We start from the raw sequence: 5035 nt of genomic DNA, 5'->3' as shown, positions 1-5035 counted from the left end.
CGGCAATCTCATAGCACAAAGTTAAAAACAAACGGCTCTGTGCCGTAAAATCAAGATACTGCCATGAGATTGCCGCGTCCTAACGCCTTCGGCGTTTCTCCTCGCAATGACGTTGGAGTTCGTGACGCTTTTCATCAAACGGGACTCCATTTCTCGAATCCTGACTAACCATCACAGAAATTTTGTCCAGCTTTTGTCTATCTTTTGACCACCTTCTGACCAGCTTTTTTTGCCCCGCAAATCTACTTCGTAGCTTTGCGGGGACCCCGAAGTAACATCTCTTACTCGCCGAAGCTGTAGACTCAAAGCCGAACGCATGCGCTACCAGCGCTCGTTCGGCCAATGCCACCCCCGGTGGCTCTTTGACTATCCATAAAAAGGGACCTCGCTTCGGCATACGAATTGCCTGATTCGTGCTACGATTGACAAGTTACCTCTCTATGTGTAAACTCAATTCATGCTGCGTAAATATGTGGCTTTTGTGAGTATTCTACTGGCTCCTGAACTAATCTGGGGTGCAACATACGGCGTGGTTTCCGGTTTTGTTCGCGAGGCATCTTCCGGTGAATTCATGAGTTACGTGAACGTCTATCTTGAAGACGGCAGCCTTGGCGCCACTTCTAATAAGGATGGATACTATGTCATTACAGGCATCAAGCCAGGAAAGTACACGCTTATCTGCTCTATGATAGGCTACAAAGAGGAGAGGGTTGAGATAATTGTTGAGGCTGGCCGCAACATACGCCGTGATTTCGCTTTAAAATACGAACCTTTGCAGCTTGGACAGGTCGAAGTAACAGGAGAAAGAGAACGTTTTGAACATGAGGTGGATGTAGGAGTCAAGAGGATGGATATGCAGAAGATAAAGCAGGTTCCCGGCTTCGTTGAGCAGGATTTGTTCCGTTCGCTCACCATGCTGCCCGGTGTTGTCTCTATATCCGATTACTCTTCAGCACTTTATATCCGCGGCGGAACGATGGATCAGAATCTCATACTCCTCGATGGCGTTACCGTTTACAACCCGTATCATCTGCTTGGCTTCTACTCGACCTTCATCCTCGAGGCTCTTAAAGGCGCGGAACTCTATACGGGCGGGTTCCCCGCCCGTTACGGCGGGGCGATATCGTCCGTGCTGGACGTCGAGATGAAGGCCGGAAACAGCGAAAAAATAACCGGTTACGCCGACGTGGGACTTCTGACTTCAAAAGCCGTTATCGAGGGTCCGCTTCCATTCGGTCTAAAGGGCTCGTGGCTTGTGTCCGGTCGAAGGACTTATATAGATGCCGTTACCTGGACTATTGACAAGCTCTTTATACCAGAAACATCTTACATGCATATCTACCTGCCTTATCATTTTTACGATCTGCAGGCAAAGGTAAACTGGGATGCGAGCGACCGTTCACGTTTTACACTTTCGGGATTTTTCGGCGACGATGTTCTTAAAATAGGCGAATTAATGGGTTCGGACTCAAACAGGCTGGATTTCAACTGGGGCAACGGGATACTCGGTTTACGCTGGCGGTACGTTTTTACGCCGAAGCTTTTCTCAATTCTCGCATTTAACGTAACCCGCTACCGCGTGAAAACATTCATAAAAGAAGATTCGAGCGAGTTTCTTCTGAACTCATCAATTGGAGAACTTAGCGTCCGCTGGGGATTATCCTGGTTTCCAGCGCCGGAGCATTCCATGGAATACGGTTTAGAGGCGAAGGCTGTGGAGACCGCCAACTACTGGGAGGACCTTGATACCATTTGGTTCAACAAACGCGATACGTTCGCTCTTGCCGCATTCTACATTCAGGACAAGTGGGAACCCTTGCCCTGGTGGGTTTTTGAGGCGGGGCTGCGGGGAGAATACTTTTCGAACGGCAACTACTTCCGCATCAACCCTCGGCTTGGGGTCAAGTACCGGCCGCTTGCCGATCTTGCAATCAAAGCGGGAGCAGGCCTTTACAATCAATATCTCTACATTCCGTATCCCCGAGACGAGATGATGCTTAAGATGCCTATACAGTTCTTCCAGCAGTGGGTTCCTGCAGACAGCAGATACCCTCCGCTTCAGTCAATGCTGTTCACTCTGGGCGCCGAATACAAACTGCCTAAGAATATCGACCTTTCACTTGAACTGTACTACAAGGATTTGGAGAACCTGCGGGAAGCAAATCTTTTTTCTGATATCGGGCCTTTCCCTGATACTGGTTCAATCACCCTCGGCAAGGGTTACTCTTACGGCGTTGAGTTTCTTGCAAAATACGCCTCCTCCTGGGTCGGGTATTCGTTTTCTGTAACAAAATATAAGTTCGGGGATTCGGACTGGTTCTATCCAGTGCATGATACCAGGCATAATCTCAACCTCTCCTTTGCCTTACCTCTCGGCAAGGGCTGGGATTTGACATCGGCATGGGTGTTCTCATCAGGATTTCCATTTACCGGACAAATCGGATGGTATCAGTACGTGGACGAGTATGGAAATATAAGCTGGCAGCCAATCTCAGGCAGAAGAGGCGGAGTGCGCTACCCTCCATACCATCGCCTTGATGCCGGGTTCGCCAAGAGTTTCAAGTTGTTCAAAAAGTACGATTGCCAGTTTTATCTGCAGGTGTTGAACGTATACGCTGCAAAGAATGTCCTCTACTACAATTACTACTTTGACTATGAGACCGGGATAACTCGCAGGGAACCCTTCTACATGCTACCCTTTCCTGTCCCGAGCTTCGGCATAAGGGGAACATTTTGACCCGCAACACTTCCCGTAACACTTCCCGTAACATTCCCCGTAACACCTCCCGCAACGCATCCCGCAACACCCGTCCCATCCCGGCACCCGTAACTGTATTCACCATTACAGTTTTAGCTCTGTTCTCTATCTCCTGCAACACGCCCGAGAACTACGAGGGAGAACCCAATATATACGCGGTACTCTCGACAGACCTTAAATCCGCAACCGTGATGATAGGTCTCACTGCTTCCATAAGCGATACTTTAAGAATAGATACCATTATGGATACGTTCTGGTATGAAGATACCTTTGTGGTGTATCCCATTATCCACTTTCCCTGGAATGGTGTAAGCGGAGCATATGTTAAACTTGAACATTCGAGTAGTAGTTACGAAACCAAAGAATTGCCAAAATCAATAGGCTACTACGCAACCGATTCCAACCTCGTCTTCTCGCCTAATGATTCATGGAAACTTACAACAAAGTATCCGGATGGGAAATCATTAGAGGCCCGGACAAGATTCCCGAAGAGCTTCAATATAACGGCTCCGTCAAAGGATACAGTTACGTGGCTTGATACGCTGAGATGGTCATCATCAGACGGCGCTAAAGGCTATCAGGTCAGCGGCTTAGCTTGGGGATGGAAATATATCTGGAAAGACACTATTGATTCAGTCTACGATACCACCTCTGTAAAAGGTTATCAACTATTCGATTCTTCAGAAAGAGAGATTCCGCTTGGATATATCTTTTATTATGACATGGGTATAGATTCGATAGAGTTGCACGTAGAAGCCCTGGATACAAACATTTACGACTACATTTACTACGGATACAATTCTTGGAACCAGGATATAAACAAGGAAGACTACATGCATATTGAAGGCGCATGGGGCGTGTTCGGGTCAAAAACAGTCATTTACTCTAAGCGGTATGTGTTCAATGATTCAATCTTTGATTCAATCCCACCCATCAAAAACCCTTTAAGATAAAATTTGAATATCACTTAGCCATTGGGTGACAGAGAAAGAACTCCCAAATCAAATCGTTAGCATTTATCTCTTTCGAAGGCCTATTGACCGTAGGCAAGGCAATACCTTCGCCTCCGGGCCAGGCATGATTGCCGTTCTCCACTGTCCAAAGCACGACCTCGACGCCTGTACTCGAATTAGTCCACACTTGGCTAAGTGCTCCAGATTTGATTCTTAAAGAATCGGGCCCTGCGTTGCACGAATCCAGTCTTACCCAGCGCAGCATGACCGAATCGATTGGAGGCAGGGGATACATCCTCTTATCGCCGTAGTAAGGCAGCACGGGATCGTGTCTTGGGTGAATGTGAATGACCGGCATCGGCCTCGAAGGTTCGCAGTCCTTGACCATAAGTTCACCAGATACGCTGGCTATGGCCGCGATCCTATGAGACAGTTCGCAGCCTAGTCTGTGCGCCATCATGCCGCCGTTGGAAAAGCCTGCAGCGTAGATTCTAAGCGTATCTATTGCGTAGGTTGCAATCATGGTATCGATCAAAGTGTTGATAAAAGCCACGTCGTCGATTTTTTTCTTTTCGTTCCAGATTCGTAAGTAGCCGGCGTTCCATCTTTTAGGCCAGCCGGTTCCGTTCGGGTACACGATGATGAAGCCCTCGGAGTCCGCCTTCGGATTCATCTGCGACATTCTAACATGCGTTTTTGCGTTAGCTGCGAAACCGTGCATGTTGATTATCAATGCCATGCGCTCCCTGCCGTTGTAATTGGGCGGTGTATGGACGATGTACGTCCTCTTAAGTCCCTGAAATTCGAAACTTCCATTCTCGTCCGCCTTAAGCACCACCCAACCGCAAATCGCCAGAATTGTAATAATAATCCTTTTCAACATCCTAAGTCCTCCATTTATGAAGAATTATAGCATCTAATTCGAGTATGTCAATCAGTTAACCCTGAATCAAACAATAGGGGTCCCCGAGAAATTGCGAAGCGATTTCTTGGGGTGGGAAAGCTGGTCAGAAGATGGACAAAAGATGGTCAGAAGGTGGTCAAAAGATAGACAAAAGCTGGACAAAATTTCTGTGATGGTTAGTCAGTATTCGAGAAATGGAGTCCCGTTTGATGAAAAGCGTCACGAACTCCAACGTCATTGCGAGGAGAAACGCCGAAGGCGTTAGGACGCGGCAATCTCATAGCAGTATCTTGATTTTACGGCACAGAGCCGTTTGTTTTTAACTTTGTGCTATGAGATTGCCACACCTTCTTCGAAGGTTCGCAATGACGGCTTAGTATCCTTCTCCCTTCGGGAGAGGGATTTGGCCCGATGAGGCCT

The 5035-nt window shown here is 47.7% G+C and carries 3 protein-coding genes; 2 read left to right on the top strand and 1 reads right to left on the bottom strand.

Annotated elements, in window-relative coordinates:
• Positions 1 to 457 precede the first annotated feature (457 nt).
• Positions 458 to 2737 carry a TonB-dependent receptor gene (locus tag GX441_10630; protein ID NLI99099.1) on the top strand — a complete coding sequence of 760 codons (2280 nt, stop codon included), beginning with the start codon at positions 458 to 460 and terminating at the stop codon, positions 2735 to 2737.
• Complete coding sequence (locus GX441_10625) at positions 2734 to 3711, top strand: hypothetical protein (GenBank protein ID NLI99098.1); 978 nt, start codon at positions 2734 to 2736, stop codon at positions 3709 to 3711. The genes GX441_10630 and GX441_10625 overlap by 4 nt, the downstream gene beginning before the upstream one ends.
• A 10-nt stretch (positions 3712 to 3721) precedes the next feature.
• Here the strand turns inward: GX441_10625 and GX441_10620 are convergent, their stop codons facing one another.
• Positions 3722 to 4594: a prolyl oligopeptidase family serine peptidase gene (locus tag GX441_10620; GenBank protein NLI99097.1), complete on the bottom strand. Its 873-nt coding sequence runs from the start codon at positions 4592 to 4594 to the stop codon at positions 3722 to 3724.
• Positions 4595 to 5035 lie beyond the last annotated feature (441 nt).

The sequence above is a fragment of the bacterium genome, assembly GCA_012517375.1.
Lineage (GTDB): Bacteria > Hydrothermota > Tepidihabitantia > B3-TA06 > B3-TA06 > JAAYVC01.
This window is presented reverse-complemented; position numbering and strand designations above follow the sequence as displayed.